This is a genomic window from Bacillus sp. WC2503 (assembly GCF_052682895.1).
Genome location: NZ_JBQYMD010000001.1, coordinates 862,591 through 884,406, shown reverse-complemented (window position 1 = coordinate 884,406; position 21,816 = coordinate 862,591). Strand labels below are relative to the sequence as shown.

Genomic DNA, 21,816 nt, shown 5'->3' with positions numbered 1-21,816 from the left:
CATTTTTAGTTTATATTATCTTTTCAAATGAATTTCACTAAATGAAAAAAGCAAATGTTTTTAGGAGGAATTGTAACATGCAAGGAAAAGTAAAATGGTTTAACAACGAAAAAGGTTTTGGATTTATCGAAATGGACGGCGCTGACGATGTATTCGTACATTTCTCGGCTATTCAAGGTGACGGCTACAAAGCTTTAGAAGAAGGTCAAGAAGTATCTTTCGATATCACTGAAGGAAACCGTGGACCTCAAGCTGCTAACGTAGTAAAACTTTAATCCAACATATGACAGGAGGTTACCTTACTTGGTAACCTCCTTTGTTATTCCTTTGTATATTTCCGTTTTACAGAGCGAAAACTATGTGAAATGCGCAATTCACAAAGGAGGCAATTACAATGGGTTCAGAAGTAAATGATTTTGAAGAAGTGAAATTCCGTGTAGAAACAGCACAAAAAATGGTAGGTTCTGCAACAATTTCAATGGATCCAGACACACTGGAGCATGCCACTACTGCAGTAGAAGCAGCTCGCTCTCAACTTGAGATTATGAAATCTGTTGCAACAGATTTAGATGAGCCATTTTTAATGAATGAGGAAAAGAAATTAAGTAAGTGCGAGCATCAATTACATGAAGCGAAGCACTAAAAAAACATCCAGAGAGTTTTCTCTGGATGTTTTTTATGACAACTGTTCTCCATATTTTTTCAACGTTTCTCCAACTGTACATTGCCTAATACAAAATGAATGGGCATAATATTTACTATTCGTTTTCCGATTATGTTCTCGTAAAAAACATCCTTCACAATACGTTTCTAATAAGTCATTTACCTCTGTAATGAGTTGCTTTTTATCCACCTTTGCACCTCTCTATTCGGTTATTTCTTTATGACTATCAATGACTGTCCCTTCTAATGCTTGCGTTGCTAATTGATGTGCTTCTTTATTTTGTTTTCTAGATATTGGCTCACATACAAGCTTTAATTTCATTTGCTTCGCCTTTCGTTCAATTTGATCTAAGTAATGATTTAAATGCTCATCATAGCAAGGCCATTCTCCAGCCAATTGCTGCAGTACAACTTGAGAGTCTCCACGAAGCGTAACTGCTTCATACTTAATCCCTAATTCTTCGAGTATATTTATACCGTATAATAATGATGCATATTCGGCTTCATTATTATCATATATACCTTCTATATATGCGTTGCGGCGAATTCGGTAGTTTATATTTCCTTTTTTATAATACACACATATACCTACTCCAGCTTCTTTCGTCTGAAGATCATACCCACCATCAAAATAAACATGTATTTCTTGAATCTCTTCCTCCACTTGTTTACTCAGCTTCTTCATTTCTTTTAATGACCATTCTGCATCCATTTCATCGTAAAATAAAAGTTCTTTCGCTCTTCCTGTTTTCTCAAAATCCTCCGCAAATTGAAGTACTTCTTCTATGTTCATATAATCTGTCGTTAATTCCGTCTGCAATCCGCGTTTTGTTTTATATAACCAATGAATTTTATATTTCATGCTAAATTCCCCTTATATAAGAATTCTTATTTATATTTTATTATATTTTATCAAGAGTCACAGTATTATATTCAATATAATCACATACAAAAAGAGCTATCCCATTGGAATAGCTCTTTCATCTATTACATAAATCTTTCAAATTGTACTCGCTTATTAATCCAGTACATTACAGGCATACCAATCGCCATTACTACGAATTCACCTGCTGCACATGTTAACCAAGTCCACATAAATGGTAAATCAAATGCAAGATGAAGTTCAATTGCAATCATAAACATTGTAATCGTAAAGATAACTGTATTAAAAATCATACGAGCCCAAACACCTTTAATGAATCGCATAGAAATAATCGTTGCAACTAATGCAAGAATAGATTGCCCTACTCCAAATACTAAATCATAAGCGACCATAGGTGAGAAAAAGAGATTCGTTAAAAATACACCTAATACAATTCCGTAACTTGCTTTCTTATTAAATACAACGAGATGATTAAACATCTCTGAAATACGAAACTGTACACCTGTAAAGCCAAATGGCTGAATAAGCATAGAAACAGCAATATATAATGCCGCTATAATACCATTACCGACTATTGTTCTTATATTCATGACAAAATCTCCTTAGTTTTTTTACGTGGGATGGTTTCGAACCACGTTATTCGTTTTTTAAGCAACAAGATTATATTTTACGCATTAGACACGCTTTCGTCAATAGATTCCTATCATCAACTACCTTTTTTCTTTTAGACAACGTATAATGAAACATATGAAAGATTTAGGAGGTTTCACTTCATGACAGCAACAATACAAAATGAAAAAGTAATCGTTTCCATTTCTGACAAAGGTGCAGAATTGCAAAGCGTTCGCTTAAAAGAAGATAACACAGAATATTTATGGCAAGGTGATTCTACTTATTGGGGACGTCGCGCACCAATTTTATTCCCAATTGTCGGCCGATTAGTAGATAATACATACTACGTAGATGGTAAACCATATTCTTTAACTCAGCACGGTTTCGCTCGTGATCTTACGTTCTCTGTAAAAGAACAAAGTGAAACAAAAATCACTTATATCGTTACTAGTAATGAAGAAACATTAAAAAAATATCCTTACGAATTTGAACTACTCATTTCTTATGAGGTAGAAGAACAAAATATACATGTTACATATGAAGTAAACAATCCTGCTTCAAAAGAGATGTTCTTCTCAATCGGAGCGCACCCTGGATTCAACTTCCCTCTATTAGACGGCGAATCATTTACAGATTATCATCTATCATTTAACGGTTCTGAACGCTTAGAAACAAGTGTATTAGAAGGACCTTATCTTTCAAGTAAAAAACAATTAATCGCTGAAAATACGAATGAATTGCCACTTACATACGATTTATTCAAAAATGATGCACTTATTTTTGAAAATATGAATACGAATGAAATTTCTATTCGTTCTCATAAACATAATAAATTTGTAAAAGTAGAATTTGCAGGATTTCCATTTGTCGGCGTATGGACATCAGGGGATAACGCACCTTTCTTATGTATTGAACCTTGGTATGGAATCGCTGATGAAATAAATCCAGCAAAAGATTTCAAGGAAAAAAAAGGAATTCAATCTTTACAAGCGAATGAAACATTTACATGCCGTTACAGCATCACAATCGGATAAAGTGAAACTTTAATCAGTGGGGGATATTCATCCCCACTGATTATTAGCCTTCACCAATTGGGCATTTACGGGCAGTTGATCACCCACCTAACTTCATTGTTTCAGCCGAGTTTTGAGGTGGGTGTCTTACTGCCCGTTAACGCGGGATAAGTACTCTATCCCCTACTTCAAAGAAACATTTTTTTAGGGGATAATCTTATAATTTGGAGGTTTCTCATTTTGATTGAAGTGTATATTGATGGTGCATCAAAAGGAAATCCTGGTCCTTCTGGTGCGGGAGTATTTATTAAAGGCATACAGCCACCTGTACAATTATCATTACCACTTGGAACAATGTCCAATCATGAAGCGGAATATCATGCTTTACTTGCAGCATTAAAGTATTGCACGGAGCATAATTATAACATTGTCTCTTTTCGTACAGATTCGCAACTTGTCGAGCGAGCTGTTGAAAAAGAATACGCAAAAAATAAAATGTTTGCACCACTATTAGAGGAAGCACTACAGTACATAAAAAGTTTCGATCTCTTTTTTATTAAGTGGATTCCAAGTAGTCAAAATAAAGTCGCTGATGAATTAGCTAGAAAAGCTATCTTACAAAATTAACGGGGGTATGAGTGTGAAAAAAGAGTGGCTTGCTCCTCTCGCTTTATTATTTGTCTCTTTTATTTGGGGAGCTACGTTTGTTGTCGTTCAAAATGCTATGTCTTTCGTTGGTCCATTTACTTTTAATGGCCTTCGCTTTTTATTCGCCGGAATTATTTTATTATTTGTTCAAATGATTTTCTCACAAAAAACTTCGAAACAAGATATAAAGCAGAGTAGTTTTGCCGGATTAATTGTTGGATTCTTTTTATGCGTTGGCTATTTATTACAAACATTCGGCTTACTCTATACAACTTCTTCAAAAGCAGGTTTCTTAACAGGACTAAGCATTGTTATGGTTCCAATCTTATCTTTTATCTTTTTAAAACAAAAGGCTACCATTTTCGTCGTACTCGGTATCACTGTGGCAACAGCCGGTTTATATTTATTAACAGCTGCTGATTCTTTTCAATTAAATATAGGAGATATACTTGTTCTCGGTTGCGCAATCGCATTCGCTGCCCATATTCTCATTAACGGTTTCTTTTCTAAGAAAATATCACCTTTATTACTAAGCACATCTCAAGTATTAGCTGTAGGTATATTTTCTTCTATTTGCGCTTTTTTGTTTGAAGATTGGGAAAAATTATTTTCAGTATCGCTATGGACAAATCATTCCTTTTTATTCGCCCTATTTCTAACTTCCTTATTTGCGACATCCATTGCTTTTTTCATTCAAACATCAGCTCAGAAACATACTTCCCCAACGAGAGTAGCAATTATTTTCGCAATGGAGCCCGTTTTTGCTGCATTAACAGGCGTTCTCGTTGCTAACGAACAACTTTCTATGTCTGCTATTTTCGGATGTCTATGTATTTTTCTAGGCATGATTTTTGTTGAACTACCTTCCAAAATAAAAAAAGAAGCGCAGGCCGCGTGAAGTTACGCTTGTAACTTCCGCATAAAAGCCTTAGCGCTTTTTTTATCTGTAATTTCTTCTTCTTTCAATCGTTCTAATAACGCAACAAAATAACTGCCATCAAACTGTAATTGATGTTTAATTGTCGCTTCTATTGCTGCGTTCACAATTCCATCAGATGCACCAGTATATCCTTGCCCGAACATAATAAACCCTTGTGCTTCCTCTGATAATTTAAATCCTTTCGTATGTAAGAATGAAAGATAATCTTCTACTGTTTGCATGATATTCCCACCTACTCAAAAATTCTCCACTTCCTATCATACATGTTTTTACACACTATGAGAATGAAATTTCTTTGACAACTTTGTAAATCAATCGTTTACTTCGCTTGCAATGGAGGATTTCCTAACAATCTGAAGGAATATGTACAGTGGAACTTATTTCATATTAAAGGGGAGACACGATGAAACAAGCACTATTAATTATCGATGCTCAACAAGAATTAATTGATGGAAATGAGCAAGAAAATGAAGTTTTTCGTAAAACTGAGTTATTAGCTACACTAAATACAGCTGTACAGAAAGCAATTGATTCAAATGCCCTTATTGTTTTCGTAAGAGATATCGATGTTGCTTCTGGTAGCGGCGTGGGATTTGAAGTACATAATCAAATTCAAGTACCTCAGTCTGCAATCCTTATTAATAAAGCAGCAACGAATTCATTCTATGGCACTTCTTTACTTGAACTTTTAAAAGAAGAAAAAATTAATCATATTGTGATAGGTGGATGTAAAACTGAACATTGTATTGACACAGCTGTTAGGACAGCAACTGTACAAGGATTTGACGTTACATTAATTAAAAACGGTCATTCCACAACTGATTCTAACGTATTGTCTGCAGAGCAAATTATTGGTCATCACAATAAAATTTTACACGGTCATTATAACGTTGATCATTTTTCTATGGTGAGAGATATCGAGGAAGACCTCTTCCAACCAACTCACGACCAATATCGTGATTAATAAACAAAGAATCCTTCATTCAGAAGGATTCTTTGTTACCCAAAAATTTGTGCTGCAATACTATATAGTTCTCCATTTCTTTTCAAAAATTGATCACTATTTTTCATCATAATTGGTGGTGTATTCACCTTTTTAAAACCAGTAACCTCTAATTCTTTCACAAAATCTTTCTTTACTTCTGGTACATCTATTCTTAATTTCCCATTATGCCCTTTTGCTAAATAATGAACAATATTTATTGCCATCTCATCATTTTTAGCAACTACCGGTCCTAATATTTTATTTTCCGGCGTTTGTATACTCAAACCATATCCTAGTATATTTTGTTCCTTATCCTTCACAACAGTGCACTGTTCACTTTGCATCATTCTTTTCTTTAAAAACTCTTTTCTATTTGTTCCAAACGCATATTCATCTATTTTTATTATTTCTTCTAAATCACCCTCTTCATAATCCATCATATATTCTTCATTTCTTGCACATTTATAATTCGTATTGTACGAGTTACATATGTATTTAGAAACATAGCTTACCACCCTAAATCCTAGCTTTTCGTATAAATACTTCCCTTCATCTGTAGCAATAAGCATAATTGGTGTTCGAGCTGATACGCTATTCATGCATGAATGCGTTATCGCCTTTCCAATTCCTCTTCCCTTATAATCTGGATGTACAATTACCATTCCGATAGACGCTACTTTCTCCCCATATAATATTATTGCCGCGCTAGCAATAAGTTTCTTTCTCTCATTCCACACGCCGTATACAATGCCTGCGTTAAAAATCGTTTCAATTTCTTCTCTGCTATAATCCCAACCAATATAAGAAGATAATGCTACAATATCGCCTATTTCTTCTTCCCTAAGACGATCCACCCTAATTTCCAATTCAATCATACTCCATCCTCTTATCTAGACATTTAAATCATTATTACTAAATCAACTTGTACATGTTTCCCTTTATCTATCACACACATATCTTATTTTGACCAAGACTATATTGTAAATGAGGTGACAACATGCCCATTACGAATCGATTTTCTACCACCACTAACGGCGCACTCGCTATTACAGGAAATACTTTAGGCTTAAGTAAAATTAGTAATCAAAACCGTGCTGGTACAATCGGGGCAATTGGTGCATTCGTAACTACGAATACTGCTTTACAAGTACCTACTTTTCCTGCTGGTACAACGTTAAACTATACACAAAATAGTTCTACCGCTATTTTAAATATCCCTGCTGGTAGTACGATTCTTTACGCAGAACTCGTTTGGGGTGGAAACTATTTATCTCGTGATCAAAACATTACGAATGTATTAGGAAATCCAGTTTCTTTTACAACACCTGTTTCAACATACTCGATTACTCCTTCAGCTGTTACAGCTTCAAATCAAACATTCGTTTCAAACTCTATTACATTTGGCTTTTACACTCGTTCAGCAGACGTAACAACTCTTATTCAAGCTGGAGGCTCTGGTTCCTATACTACGGGGGCTGTCCCTGGACTTGTAGATCCTATTGATGCTTCTAATGGAACAATTAATTCGGCTGGATGGACACTTATCGTCGCTTATCAAAACGGGACATTACCTGCAAGAAACTTAACAATTTACGTAGCTGGTAACCGCGTTTCTGCTGATACTGGTAGTGCAGATGTAGCTGTTTCAGGATTTTTAACACCTGCAGGAGGACCAGTAAGCGGGAGATTATTTTTAAGTTCTACTGAAGGAGATGCAGATTTAACAGGGGATCAAGCATTATTTGGACCAAATTTCAGTTCATTAAATGCTTTATCTGGGCCAAATAATGCTGTAAATAATTTCTTCGGTTCTCAAATTAATAATGCCGCAGGGAACTTAGATACAACGGGGACATTTGGAACGCGAAATCAAAGCGCTTCTACAGGCACAAACATCTCCGCTGGAAGACAGGGCTGGGACATTACTTCCATTGATATTTCTCCTTATTTAACAAATTCTCAAGTGTCCGCCGCAATCCGTTTAACAACTAACGGAGACGCGTATATGTTGAATACAGTCGGTTTACAAATCAACATAAATTCACCTAACATACAAGCAACGAAAAGCGTGAATAAAAGTGTTGCAGCAATTGGAGACGTTCTCACTTATACAGTTACTATCCCTAACACCGGGCTTCTTCCGGCCAATAACGTTATTTTTACAGACATTCTCCCTAACGGTACTTCCTTTATACCTGGCACTGTAACAATTGATAATGTCCCGCAAACAAACGCAAATCCGGCCGCTGGTATATCTCTTGGAACAATTAATAATGGTGCTTCTCGTACAGTAACTTTCCAAGCTACTGTCGTTTCTCTTCCAAGTCAAAACCCTATCTCTAACACTGCTAATATTACATTTCAATATACACCAATTGCTGGAGGAACGACTTTTAACGGTCTTGCAACAAGTAACTCTGCTGGAACACAAATTAACCTCGCAGATATTAATGGTACAAAATCAGTTAACAAACTTTTTACCGATATTGGTGAAACGTTAACATACAGTATTTCCTTAGCTAATATAGGAAATATCGCCGCAACGAACGTTATATATACGGATCCGATTCCTAGCGGGACTACTTTCATTCCAGGAAGTGTAACTGTTAACGGAGTTACTCAAGCAGGAGCGAATCCCGCTACCGGTATATCAATTGGATCGATTGCCGCAAATTCCACTACTACTATTTCATTTCAAGTATTCGTTCCGTCTATCCCTCAAACAAACCCAATATTAAATAGTGGTACAACAACATATCAATACATTCCTGTACCAAATCAGCCGGCAGTAAGCGGAACTGATACGACCAATATCGTATCTACTCAAGTGAATAACGCTACTGTAACTATGGCAAAAGCAGTGGATAAAAATTTTGCAGATATTGGTGATACACTAACGTACACCGTTTCCTTTACAGGTACAGGTAATACGAATGCGAACAATGTTATTTTTACAGATGTCATTCCTACAGGAACAACTTTTGTCCTAAACAGTTTAACAATAGATGGCACGACACAAGTTGGAGCAAATCCGGCTAACGGTGTGAATATAGGATCCATCCCAACTGGTACAACCAAAAATGTTTCATTTCAAGTAGTAGTAAGTGCAATACCCGCATCAAATGTCGTACCTAACGGATCAAGCGCTTCTTATCAGTACACCGTCAACCCTAGCCAATCACCCGTTACAAAAAATATTTCCTCTAATCTTGTTTCCACTCAAATTAACAATGCGAATGTAACATTAACAAAATCAACAAACAAACAATTTGCTACAATTGGCGAAACGATAAGTTATACAATCCTTATTACAAACAGTGGAAATACGGCGGCTAATAACGTTCAACTAACAGATCCACTTCCAAATGGAACGATTTTAACATTAGGTTCTGTAACGCTCAATGGCGTTTTACAAAATGTAGATTCTCTCGTTGCTTTACCTATCGGCACAATTCCTGGCGGTGCTACTTTCACCTTATCCTTCCAAGTAACAGTCATTAACATTACTGCACAAAACCCTATCATTAATAATGCTTTCGCCTCTTATATTTACACTGTAAATCCAAGCCTACCACCAACTTCAAAAACAGCAAATTCTAATTCTGTTACATCAACAATTAGACTAGCAAACCTTCATGCTAATAAATCTGTAAGTCAAACGTTTGCGGAAGTTGGAGATGTATTAACTTATACCTTTTCTCTTACAAACGATGGAAATGTTGCCGCGAATAATGTATTACTATCCGATTCAATTGCGAATGGTACTGCCTTTGTACCGAACAGTGTTATAGTTAACGGTGTTTCTCAACCGGGCGCAACACCAGCTAGCATCAATATTGGTAGCATCAATGCTAATGCTACAATTACAGCTTCATTCCAAGTATTAATAACTAGCATTCCAAACCCAAATCCTATTTCAAATAGTGCCTCCATTTCCTATAACTTTATCGTTGATCCAAACGCTTCACCTGTAAGTAAAAATACAACTTCAACTACTACATTTACTCAAGTAAACGATGCAAATGTCATTTCTGCAAAAACAGTAGATCGAGAGTTTGCTACCGTAGGGGATATATTAACTTATACCGTTATTTTGACAAATGCAGGAAGTGTTTCTGCTGATAGTCCAACTTTCGTAGATACAAATCCAGATGGCACTACCTTTATTCCAAACACTTTCCTTATTAACGGTGTACTCCAAAATAACGCAGATCCAAATATAGGCGTTCCGTTACCTGGCATTCCTGCTAACGGCTCACTTACCGTCTCTTATCAAGTAACTGTCACCTCTTTACCAACACAAAATCCAACAGTAAATTCATCTAGTACACAATATAGCTTTATTCTAAATCCGGGCGATCCACCAACTATAGAAACATCTTTAAGCAATACTGTAAGTACACAAATTAATTTAGCAAATGTAATTATTTTCAAAGATGTAGACTTAACTATCGCTGATGTTGGGCAACCAATCACATATACAATTGCCTTAGCTAACCCTGGAAATACTCCAGCAAATAATGTAGTTGTTACCGATATACTTCCTACTGGTACGACTCTCGTACCAAATAGTATTTTTATAGGTGGTGCTTTACAGTTAGGTGCGGATCCAAGCGTTGGTCTTCAAGTTGGTACTATTCCAGCAGGTGGTATTACAACAATTGTCTTCCAAATTAGTGCAAATAGTTTACCTTTACCAAATCCAGTTCAAAACAGCGCTGCACTTCAATATAGCTTTATCGCCGATCCAAATTTACCTGCTGTTGTGAGAAACGCTACTAGTAATATAGTAACTACACAAATTAATACTGCTAATATTGTTGCTACGAAGCTAACAAGCACAAATTTCGCTGATGTTGGTGATGTCATATTATATGCAACTATTTTAACGAATAACGGAAATATCCCTGCTTCTAATGTAACATTTACAGATATCATTCCAGCGGGTACCCTCTTCATCCCTAATACTGTGACGATTAACAATGTCCCTATAGCCAATGCAAATCCTACTAACGGCATTTTTATCGGTACGATAGGTGCGAATGCATCACGTATCGTTTCATTTCAGATTTTCGTACCAAGTATCCCTGCTGTAAATCCGATTACAAATCAATCAGGCACTACATTCCAATATACGTACGATCCATCCAAACCAGCTGTAATGCAGATGGTTGCTTCTAACACGGTACAGACAACTATTAATAACGCCTCAATTGCCGCTACTAAATCTGCAGATAAACAATTTGCTAACGTAAATGATATTATTACGTACACGACTACTTTAACGAATAGCGGGAACACACTTGCATCAAATATCGTATTTACAGATGCCATTCCAAGTGGGACGTCATTTATTCCAAATAGTGTAACAGTAAATGGTACGACACTCCCTAATGTAAGTCCAGCAAGCGGAATTGCAATTGATCCAATAAACCCGAATACAAATACAATCATCTCGTTCCAAGTGCAAGTAAATACCATCCCGAATCCGAATCCAATCCCGAATCAAAGTAATACAGCATACCAATATGTCGTAAATCCTAGCTTACCTCCAGCATCCGCCAATGCGGTAAGTAACGTAATAACAACTCAAATTAATAACGCTACAATCGTCGCTACTAAATCAGTGAATACACCGACAGCTGCAATTGGAGATATCGTAACCTATACGATTGCAATGGCAAATACGGGGAATATCCCTGCTAGTGCAACCGTTTTAACAGACGGACTTGGACCAGGTGCATCCTTCATCCCAAATTCTGTTACGATAAATAACGTATCCCAACCTGGATTAGATCCTTCATTAGGTATTCATTTAGACGATATTTCACCAGGAGGAACTACTTTTATTACATTCCAAGTAAAAATTCTTGAGATTCCTCCTAGCGGTACTTTAACGAATAACGCCCTTGTAAATTATGAATATACAGTGAATCCAAACCAAACACCTGCTGTTGGAAGCACTGTAACAAACACGACTGCTACCCCAATTGTTGACGCTACTTTAGTTTTAATTAAAAATGCGAGTACAAATTTCGCTACGATTGGTGATACGATTACATTCACTTCATTTGTTACAAACACAGGAAATACTACTGCGAACAACATTGTTTTTACAGATACAATTCCAAACGGTACTGCCTTTGTCCCAAATAGCTTTAAAATAAACGGCGTAACTATCCCGAATGCAAATCCACAAAACGGTATCAATATTGGTAACTTGAATTCAAATGCATCGATTACACTCAGTTTTCAAGTAAACATTACAACGCTTCCAAACCCTAATCCAATTCCGAACAAATCATCGCTTCAATATAGTTTTATTGTTGATATAAATGAACCACCTGTTTCACGAACAGTTCAATCTAATAAAACTTTTACACAAGTAAATACAGCTTCCGTTATCGCAACAAAAACTGCAAGCAGTGCATTTGCTGCTGTCGGAGATACAATTACGTATACAACTACTCTCACTAATAGCGGAAATACTACCGCAAACACACCTATTTTTATCGATATATTACCACCTGAACTTTCATTCGCTCCTGATAGCGTACAAATTAATACCGTCCCACAACTTGGATTTAGGCCAGATAACGGGGTTCCTTTAGACTCAATTCCAGTTGGAGGAACGACAACAATTAGCTTTCAAGCTATCGTTGGCTCAATTCCAGCTACAAATCCAACATTGAACCAATCTAGCACAACATACTCTATCATTGTGGATCCTACCCAGCCGCCGGTGACAGAAACAGCTACAAGTAATCCAACTTTAGTTCAAATTAACGAAGCGATTATTCAAGCAACGAAAAGTGTGGATCGAATATTTTCTGACGTAGCACCTGGAAATTCATTTTTAACGTACACTGTTTTATTGGAAAATATAGGCAACTCAACTGCTACGAATATCATTTTTACAGATCCAATTCCGAATAATACAGTCTTTATAGAAGATAGCGTTCGAGTAGGTGGCGTTTTATTACCTGGAGTAAATCCAGCAAACGGGATACCAATTGGGGATATTATCGCAGAGGATTTTATAAACGTCACCTTCCGCGTGCAAGTAGTTAGCATTCCAAATCCAATTTTCACAATTGGACCTGGGGGACCAAACTCACCGGTTGTAAACGGGGCTTCCATTGATTATCAATTTATGACAGGACCCAATTTACCACTCGTTTCAAGAAATACGACATCCAATCCTGTTTCGACACAAATAAATTCCGGGGAAATTGCACTTGTTAAATCTGTAGATAAAACTTTCGCAACGATCGGAGATACAATCTCTTATACAATTACATTAAGTAACCCTGGAAATGTCACTTCACAAAATATTATCTTCACGGATATTTTGCCTGATGGAACGACATTTATATCTGGCACTCTTACAAATGACTCTGGTACACAGCAAATTGGAAATCCAGCTAGCGGGATTCAGATTGAAAACATAAATCCAAGCGGAACGGCCATTATTACTCTCAACGTACTTGTTACAAACATTCCAAGTATAAATCCAATTTCTAATTTTAGTTCGGTACAATTTGCACATGTGATTGATCCTAGCCAACCTGCCGTATCACAAACGAATGTATCTAATACGGTTTCGACAACTATTAACAGTGCGATATTAACAACCCAAAAAAGTGTGGATAAATCTATTATTTCCGTCAGGGATACACTTACGTATACAACAACTATTACAAATACAGGAAATACACCAGCTACAAATATAACTTTTACAAGTGCAATTCCTCCTAGTACTACTTTTATACCAGATTCCGTCACAATAAATGGCATCCAACAGCTTGGTGCACAGCCAGCACTCGGAGTAAATATACCAAATATCGCGCCTGGTGAAACAGTAACTGTTACCTTCCAAGTAAATGTTATTTCTGTTCCCCCTTCAAGTTCAATTATGGGTAACGATACAATTTTATATTCTTATACTGTTGATCCAAACGGAACTCCTGCTACTACTTCTACTTCTACTTCAACGAATATTGTCACAAACCCAGTATTAGATGCTATGATAACGATGATTAAATCAGTCGATCAAACACTTGTAACGCTAGGTGATACCATTACCTATACGACCATTTTAACGAATAACGGAAATACAAATGCAACGAATATTACTTTCACTGACCTTATACCAGATGGTACAACGTTTATTACTGATAGCGTTACAATAGATGGCATCACGCAAATTGGTCTTAATCCTAATACAGGTATTACGATTGGAGCAATTGCTCCTAGCAGCTCAATATCTATAGCATTTCAAGTGACCGCTACTTCTACACCAGTTCAAAATCCTATTGCAAATTCCGCTACTGCTTCGTACACATTCATCGCTGATCCAAATGCACCAATTGTTTCAAGAAATGTTACTTCAAATACAACGTTTACTACAATTAATACAGCTACCATTCTTTCACTAAAACAAGTCGATAAGTCCTTTAGTCGTATTGGAGATACACTCACCTATACTGTCACTTTAACAAACAACGGAAACTCATCCGCACAAAATGTTATTTTCACAGATACAATACCGAGCGGAACTACATTTATTGCAAACACATTTTCTATTAATGGAATTCCTCAAAGTGGTGCGGATCCATCGAACGGTGTAAATATTGGTCCTATAACAGCCGGGACTACAGTAAATGTTTCCTTCCAAGTAAACGTAATCTCATTACCAACCGAAAACCCAATTGTAAATTTCTCATCGACATCGTATCAATTAGTCTCACCACCTGATGCAGAAACTTCAATTAGTAATCCTGTTTCAACGCAAATTAAAGAAGCCATATTATCCATGACGAAAAATGAAAGTGTATCCTTTGCAGATATCGGGCAAACTGCTTTTTATACCACTTCTATTTCGAATGTAGGCAATACGGATGCAACGAATATTGTATTCACAGATGTATTACCAAGTGGACTCACGTTTGTTCCTAACACATTAACTGTCGATGGTATTTTACAACCTGATGCAAACCCAAATACAGGTGTATTACTTGCAACACTTCCACCAAATGAAATATATAGTATTGTTTTTCAAGTTACAGTGAACAGTATTCCACCTAGTAATCCGACACCCAATACAGCATCTACTAATTATGAGTTTACTGTTGATCCAAATAATCCTCCTGTTTCAAGTACAGCTAATTCTAACACTACGCTTCTTCAAATAAACAACGCGACTATTATTAGTACAAAAACAGCGAATCTTACTTTTGCGGATATTGGTAATATAATAACGTTTACACTTAACCTTCCTAATACAGGGAATGTGGCTGCAACTGATGTAACGATTATCGATATTCTTGATAGCAATTTAAGTTTCGTTCCAAACAGTTTCACAGTTAATGGGCAAACCATTCCAAACGCTGATTTATCCACTGGTGTAAATATAGGCTCCATTAATGGTAGTAATGCGGCAATCGTCACATTCCAAGCAACTGTTACTACACTTCCAACACTCAATCCCATTTCTAATTCTGCTTCTACCACATATCATTACGTCGTTGACCCTAGCCAGCCATCTATTACAACTTCCAATCAATCTAATACAACGACAACACAAATTAATAGTGCTATCCTTACTGCACAAAAAAATTCAAATGTATCTACGGTAGATATCGGGCAGGATATTACCTACATCGTTACAATTACAAATAGCGGAAATGTTAGTGCAACGAATGTTATTTTTACCGACCTTATTCCAGACGGAACTTCCTTTGAACCGAATAGTTTTACACTTAACGGAACTAGCATCCCAAATGCGGATATAGTTACAGGCGTTCCAATTGGTGATATCGCGCCAAACGAATCTGCCGTTGTAGCATTTCATATTAATGCCAATGAAATTCCGCCTATAAATCCTATTACCAATCAAGCTAGCGTTAGCTTTCAACATATCGTTAATCCAGCCAATCCTCCAGTTTCAAAAAACATTACTTCCAATAGTGTTACAACAAAAATTGAAAGTGCTATTTTAAACACTATGAAAATAGGAGATAAAGCATTTGCAACGATTGGTGATACGATTACGTATACAACGACTATTACGAACACAGGAAATATTCCAGCTAACAACGTTGTTTTCTCAGACCCTTTACCGACATGGACACAATTTGTTGCAGGATCCGTTGTTGTTGATGGCACTCCATTACCATCTGCTTCCATTAGTGACGGTGTTGGTATAAATACAATCAATCCAAATCAAACTGTAACAATCATATTCCAAGTGCAAATCGTAAGCAATCCAACAACGTTCACACCTGAACTCCAAAACTTAGGGTTTGTTAACTTCCAATATAACGTAGGCAATGCATTACAGGCTCAGCCTGGCAACGTGGAAACGAACGTCTTCGTTACTTCTATTAACTCAGCAATAATTTCAGCTGTAAAAACTGCTAGTACAGCCTTTGCGAATATCGGAGAAACGATCACTTATACGGTTTTGATTCAAAATAGCGGCAATACAAACGCTACGAATCTAAACTTCTCAGACCTGATTCCAGCAGGAACGATCTTTGTTGAAAATAGTTTTGCTGTAAATGGCAGTATCATTCCAGGGGCAAATCCAAATAATGGAGTTAATATCGGAACCGTTAGCGCGAGTAGTTCCTTAACTGTTACTTTCCAAGTCATAGTTACATCTACTCCACCTTCAAACCCAATTACAAACGTAGCATCTATTCAATACGCATTTATTGTTGACCCGGCAGCCCCTCCTGTTACAGGCACAATAAATTCTAATAGCGCTTCAACACAAATTAATAACGCTACTGTTACAACGGTTTTAGAAGCAAATCGAACAATCGTATCTATCGGAGATGTAATTACGTATACAGCAACATTAACAAACACTGGAAACTTTCCTGCAAATTCTGTATTACTCATTAATGGGATTCCTGAAGGGGCATTATTTGTTCCAAATAGTGTTACGCTTAACGGGATTTCACTCCCAGATGCAAGTCCAACACTCGGTATTCCAGTTGGTATTATCGCACCAGGTAATTCTGCTACTATTACGTTCCAATTTCTTGCAACTTCTATTCCACCTCAAGGGGCAATCATAAATCAAGCCATTACAAGTTACACGTATATCGTCGATCCGAGTCAACCTCCAGTTACAGCAACATCCTCATCTAATACGGTGACTACAGCTGTCATTGATGCATCGTTATCTGCAATTAAAAATACAGATTCTCTCGTACAATCTACTGACGGTACAATCACTTACACAGTAGTCGTTCAAAATAACGGAAATACAACTGCAAATACAGTTACTTTAACAGATTTAGTCCCAGAAGGAACTGCATTTATCCAGAATAGCGTGACCATTAATAACATCTCAGTTCCAGGTGCCGATCCAAACGTAGGAATACCATTAAACTCCATCGCACCGTCAGAAATCGTCACCGTCACATTCCAAGTTATCGTCCAATCCATTCCAAGCGTGAATCCAATTTCTAATACAGCCCGTATTGACTATACTTTTATCTCTGATCCGACCGCTCCTATCATCTCTCGAACAATTACGTCTAATCCAGCTTTCACACAAATTTCGGACGCGACTGTTCTTTCTTTAAAAGCAGTCAATGCACAACAAGCAACAACAGGTGATATTTTGACTTATACGATAACACTAGAAAATACCGGAAATATTCCAACTACTAATCTCATATTTTCGGATACTATCCTCCAAGGGACTACATTCGTAGAAAATAGTTTTACACTTAACGGAACAGCTATACTTGGTGCAAATCCAAATGTAGGTGTTACTTTGCCTAACCTAGCAGCAAACGCTACTCACCTTATTTCGTTCCAAATTCTTATTAATGATTCATTCTCGCAAGAATCAATTACAAATCAATCCAATACAACGTATACAATTCAACCAGATCCAGGGCAACCGCCTATTACTGAAACATCTACAAGTAATATCGTCATTACAAATTTCGTGCAAGCACAATTGACAATTACAAAAACATCCAATCCAACAACTGTAGATATTGGTGGAACTATACTTTATATTTCTGAAGTGAAAAACATCGGTAATGTTGATGCAATAAATATTATTTTCACAGATTCTATTCCAGCTGGGACTACATTCGTTCCCGATAGTGTCACAATTAACGGTGTCCTGCAGCCAGGTGTAAATCCAGAAAACGGAATACCGATTGGAACAATTCCAGCAAACAGTTCCAAAACGATACTATTTCAAGTGCAAACAAATAATCCACCTACTGAAACTGAAATTGTAAATCAATCTTCAGCAACTTACCAATATGTAAGTATTCCTACAGCTCCACCGGTGAATCGCTCTGCAAATTCTAACGTTGTTACAACATCACTTCAAAATGCAAATATTATTTCTGTCAAAAGCGCGGATGTAACTTTCGTAGCAATTGGGCAAACTATTACCTACACAAATACACTACAAAACATAGGAACCGTTCCAGCTAACAATACCGTGTTCATTGATAACATTCCAGAAGGTACTATATTCGTCGAAGATAGCTTATCAATAAATAATGTGATTCAGCCTGGAGCAAATCCTGAAAACGGAGTAATTCTTGGCACGATACAACCAAATGAAACAGTCACTATTTCATTCCAAGTACAACTTACAAATATACCTGAGAACAATACAGTCATTAACATTTCAGACACTTCATATGAATACCAAATTGACCCTAGTTCTCCAATTATTCAGCGTAGATCGTTATCAAATGCAGTAAACACGGAAGTGCGGACGGCTAATGTTCGTGCAATTAAATCCGCCAATAGATCCATTACACGCATCGGTCAAATCATCACATATACAGTCGCAGTTACAAACGCTGGTACAGTACCTATTACAAATACTCTCCTAATTGACGCGATTGCAGCTGGCACCACATTCGTTCCAAATAGCATCCTTGTAGATGGCATATCAAGGCCTAATGAAAATCCAATTACTGGAATCACCCTTAATATTATCCTTCCAAATAATACGATTATCGTTACATTCCAGGTAAATGTAGTCTCTACACCTTCTCAAAATAACATTAATAATATCGCCGTCATCCACTATGAGTATCAACCAGACCCAAGCTTACCACCAATTTCAGAAACGACCTCCTCCAATACTACAAATATACAATTTATTGATGCTATTCTTATCGCTACAAAATCCGCTAATACAGTATTAGCTAATATTGATGAAACCATTGAATATACAGTACTCATTCAAAATAACGGATCCACTACAACTAACTCCATCTTTTTTACAGATACTATAGAGGATGGAACAGTATTTATTCCAGAAAGTGTCATAGTTAACAATACTGTACTTCCTGCAGCAGACCCGAATATCGGCTTTTCCATTCCTAATATCGCATCAGGTCAAATGGCTACAATAATATTCCAAGTTTCCGTTACGAATTTACCAGCTGTAAATCCAACACCTAATACTGCAAACATCGTCTACGACTTTATTTTCAACCCTGACTTTGCACCAATTCAAAAATCTACTATTTCCAACACTACTTTCGTTCAAATTAATGATGCTGATATCGTTTCACTTAAAACTGTTGATTTGACTTCTGTAACGATTGGTGGCATTTTAACTTATACAACAACTTTAACGAATACAGGAAATACGGATGCTACTGCTGTTGTATTTACAGACAACATTCCTGATGGAACAACCTTTATAGACGGTAGCGTTTTAGTAAATAACATTCCACAGCTTAACGCCAATCCAAGTACCGGTATACTCGTAGGAACGATTGCTCCTAACATTTCTATCCCAGTCACATTTTCTGTTACAGTCGTAGCTCTTCCAGCTAGCGGCCATGTTCAAAATCAATCAACTTCTCGTTATACGATAAACGGGGAAGAACAAATATCGAATAGTAACATTACCTTCACTGAAGTTATTTCTGCTAATGTAATTGCGACAAAAACAACACCTCTCCAATATGCTGACCTACAAACTATCATTCCTTATACAATTTCCATCATAAATAACGGAAATATACAAGTGGAAAACATTATCGTTACAGATATCATTCCAGCAAATACGAGCTTTATAGAGAATAGTGTTATTGTGAATGGCAACGCTCGTCCAAATGACAACCCACTTAACGGTATACAAATTGATAGCATTCCGCCTAATACGACAGCAACTATTCTATTCCAAGTACGGGTTACTTCCATTCCGCAAACAAACCCAATCTCTAACACGAGTACAATTCAATATGAATACACAGTACCAGATCAACCACCTATTACCGAAACTATTATTTCATCAGCTGCCGTAACAGAAATTCATCACGCGAATTTAAATAGTAATAAAGCTGTTGACCTTGCATTTGCAACGGTCGGTGATACGTTAACGTATACGATTACCCTAAATCAAACTGGTAATGTTGCAGCAAATGATGTAGTTATTCAAGATATTATTCCTCAAGGTACTACGTTTATTGAAAATAGCGTCATTGTAAACGGAGAAACTCTTCCAGGAGTGAATCCAGTAAGCGGCATACCAATTGGCACTATAATGGTAGGTGGAAATGCTATCGCTTCCTTCCAAGTAACTGTAACTTCTATTCCAACACCAAACGAACTACACAACAACGCAATTACTACTTTTAACTATATAGTCAACCCAAATAACATCCCTGTTACAAATACGACTACAACAAATACCGTCACAACTACTGTCCAAAATGATAATGTCATTGCCATAAAATCTGTTGGTGTAACAAATGCCTTACCTGGTCAAACTTTAACGTATACAATTACGATTACGAATAGCGGTAATGTAACGATTGAAGACCTTCTTGCCAGAGACACCTTACCAATAGATACGACTTTTGTTGTTGGTAGTGTTACGATTAACGGAATCAATCAGCCTAATGAGAATCCTGAAAATGGTATTACATTAGGTAATCTTGCTCCTAATGAATCTGTTATTATTACGTTCCAAGTGACAATATCTTCTTCTACTCTTCAATCTACAATTAATAATAATGCTTCTGTTTCCTATACCGTTATCATCGATCCAACAAAACCACCTATTACAATTACAAAACAAACAAATACCGTTACAACGACAGTCATTGATCCGATGGTTCGCATTGAAAAAACAGCAGACAAATCTATCGCCGTTATAGGAGATATCATTACATTCACATTAGCGGTATTTAATCACTCCCCAATCCCGACAATCAGTACTTCTGTTGTAGACAGTATTCCAGCTGGTACAACATTTATAGAAAACAGTGTAACAATTAACGGTACTCCAGTTCCAAATGTTCGTCCAGACACTGGTATTAATATTGGTTCTTTATCTGCAGATACAGTAGCAACTATAACATTTCAAGTTCTCGTAACTTCTATTCCTTCAAACAGTACAATTATAAATTCTGCAATAGTTACCGCTGCTTTTCAATTGACACCACAGGATCCAATTATTACTTTCATTGTTAATTCAAATATTGTTCGTATACCAGTTCAATTTGCAACTGCAACAGTCACGAAAAATGCTTCCGTCAGCTCAGCTTATTTAAATCAATATTTTGATTACACGGTGCGTATTACGAATACTTCCGAGATTTCACTTTCAAATATCTCGTTACAAGACACCATTCCAGCAGGTTTACAATTTATAAACGGCACTGTCTTCATTAATGGGGAACGCTCGCCATTAGCGAACCCGAATATCGGTTTCCTAGTTGCTACTAATTTGGAACCGAACGAAACAATTATCGTGTTATTCACAGTACAAGTGATAAGTCCACCTATTCATAATGAATTTAAAAACACAGCAAACGTTTCTTTACAACTTCAAGTCTCGCCTACCGATCCACCAATTACAGTAACCGTTACAAGTAACGAAAACATCGTCACCTTTATTCCAGAAAATCCAGATGACACACTACCAAATTTTAATTGTTTCTTTGACGGTGAACGTTTCATACGCATTACTCCTCGAAATATACGAAATTACTTTTGGACTTGGATTTGGTGGCGTTAATCAAAAAAGAAAAAGCTTGTAGTTCGGATAATATAC

12 protein-coding genes and 1 riboswitch are annotated in these 21,816 nt (G+C 36.7%); of the genes, 7 read left to right on the top strand and 5 right to left on the bottom strand.

Translation table 11 applies throughout. The annotated features are described in order from the left end of the window. Window positions 1-77 precede the first annotated feature (77 nt). Window positions 78-275 carry a cold shock-like protein CspB gene (cspB, locus tag ACUN26_RS04730; protein WP_001161728.1) on the top strand — a complete coding sequence of 66 codons (198 nt, stop codon included), beginning with the start codon at window positions 78-80 and terminating at the stop codon, window positions 273-275. A gap of 119 nt (window positions 276-394) precedes the next feature. Next, window positions 395-643: a DUF2564 family protein gene (locus ACUN26_RS04725; RefSeq protein WP_000534393.1), complete on the top strand. Its 249-nt coding sequence runs from the start codon at window positions 395-397 to the stop codon at window positions 641-643. Between the two features lie 33 nt (window positions 644-676). Here the strand turns inward: ACUN26_RS04725 and ACUN26_RS04720 are convergent, their stop codons facing one another. The 3 genes from ACUN26_RS04720 to ACUN26_RS04710 form a co-directional block, all read right to left on the bottom strand. Next, a complete protein-coding gene (locus ACUN26_RS04720; RefSeq protein WP_000358801.1) occupies window positions 677-853 on the bottom strand; it encodes a zinc-finger domain-containing protein in 177 nt (58 codons plus the stop codon). Between the two features lie 12 nt (window positions 854-865). After that, the gene (locus tag ACUN26_RS04715; RefSeq protein WP_000875536.1) at window positions 866-1,525 is read right to left on the bottom strand and encodes a ribonuclease H family protein; all 660 of its coding nucleotides are present in this window, start codon (window positions 1,523-1,525) and stop codon (window positions 866-868) included. A 125-nt stretch (window positions 1,526-1,650) separates the two neighbouring features. Further along, window positions 1,651-2,136, bottom strand: coding sequence for a QueT transporter family protein (locus tag ACUN26_RS04710; RefSeq protein WP_001026463.1), 486 nt, complete (start codon window positions 2,134-2,136; stop codon window positions 1,651-1,653). Between the two features lie 6 nt (window positions 2,137-2,142). Then, a riboswitch (PreQ1 riboswitch) is annotated at window positions 2,143-2,187 on the bottom strand. A gap of 132 nt (window positions 2,188-2,319) precedes the next feature. Between ACUN26_RS04710 and ACUN26_RS04705 the strand changes: the two genes are divergently transcribed. The 3 genes from ACUN26_RS04705 to ACUN26_RS04695 all read left to right on the top strand — a co-directional run bounded on the left by ACUN26_RS04705 (window position 2,320) and on the right by ACUN26_RS04695 (window position 4,717). Further along, window positions 2,320-3,192: an aldose 1-epimerase family protein gene (locus tag ACUN26_RS04705; protein WP_000127409.1), complete on the top strand. Its 873-nt coding sequence runs from the start codon at window positions 2,320-2,322 to the stop codon at window positions 3,190-3,192. Between the two features lie 219 nt (window positions 3,193-3,411). Beyond that, complete coding sequence (locus ACUN26_RS04700) at window positions 3,412-3,798, top strand: reverse transcriptase-like protein (protein ID WP_000573867.1); 387 nt, start codon at window positions 3,412-3,414, stop codon at window positions 3,796-3,798. Window positions 3,799-3,811: 13 nt separating this feature from the next. After that, a complete protein-coding gene (locus tag ACUN26_RS04695) occupies window positions 3,812-4,717 on the top strand; it encodes a DMT family transporter (RefSeq protein ID WP_000712625.1) in 906 nt (301 codons plus the stop codon). Window positions 4,718-4,719: 2 nt separating this feature from the next. Here the strand turns inward: ACUN26_RS04695 and ACUN26_RS04690 are convergent, their stop codons facing one another. Next, the gene (locus ACUN26_RS04690; RefSeq protein WP_001195212.1) at window positions 4,720-4,980 is read right to left on the bottom strand and encodes a DUF6123 family protein; all 261 of its coding nucleotides are present in this window, start codon (window positions 4,978-4,980) and stop codon (window positions 4,720-4,722) included. A gap of 182 nt (window positions 4,981-5,162) precedes the next feature. Between ACUN26_RS04690 and ACUN26_RS04685 the strand changes: the two genes are divergently transcribed. After that, on the top strand, window positions 5,163-5,723 hold the full coding sequence (locus ACUN26_RS04685) for a cysteine hydrolase family protein (protein ID WP_000806314.1): 561 nt from the start codon (window positions 5,163-5,165) through the stop codon (window positions 5,721-5,723). 35 nt (window positions 5,724-5,758) lie between these two features. Here the strand turns inward: ACUN26_RS04685 and ACUN26_RS04680 are convergent, their stop codons facing one another. After that, on the bottom strand, window positions 5,759-6,619 hold the full coding sequence (locus ACUN26_RS04680; RefSeq protein ID WP_000571005.1) for a GNAT family N-acetyltransferase: 861 nt from the start codon (window positions 6,617-6,619) through the stop codon (window positions 5,759-5,761). Between the two features lie 122 nt (window positions 6,620-6,741). Here ACUN26_RS04680 and ACUN26_RS04675 point away from each other — a divergent pair, with 122 nt between their 5' ends. Next, the gene (locus tag ACUN26_RS04675; protein ID WP_001123136.1) at window positions 6,742-21,780 is read left to right on the top strand and encodes a DUF7507 domain-containing protein; all 15,039 of its coding nucleotides are present in this window, start codon (window positions 6,742-6,744) and stop codon (window positions 21,778-21,780) included. Window positions 21,781-21,816: the final 36 nt, after the last annotated feature.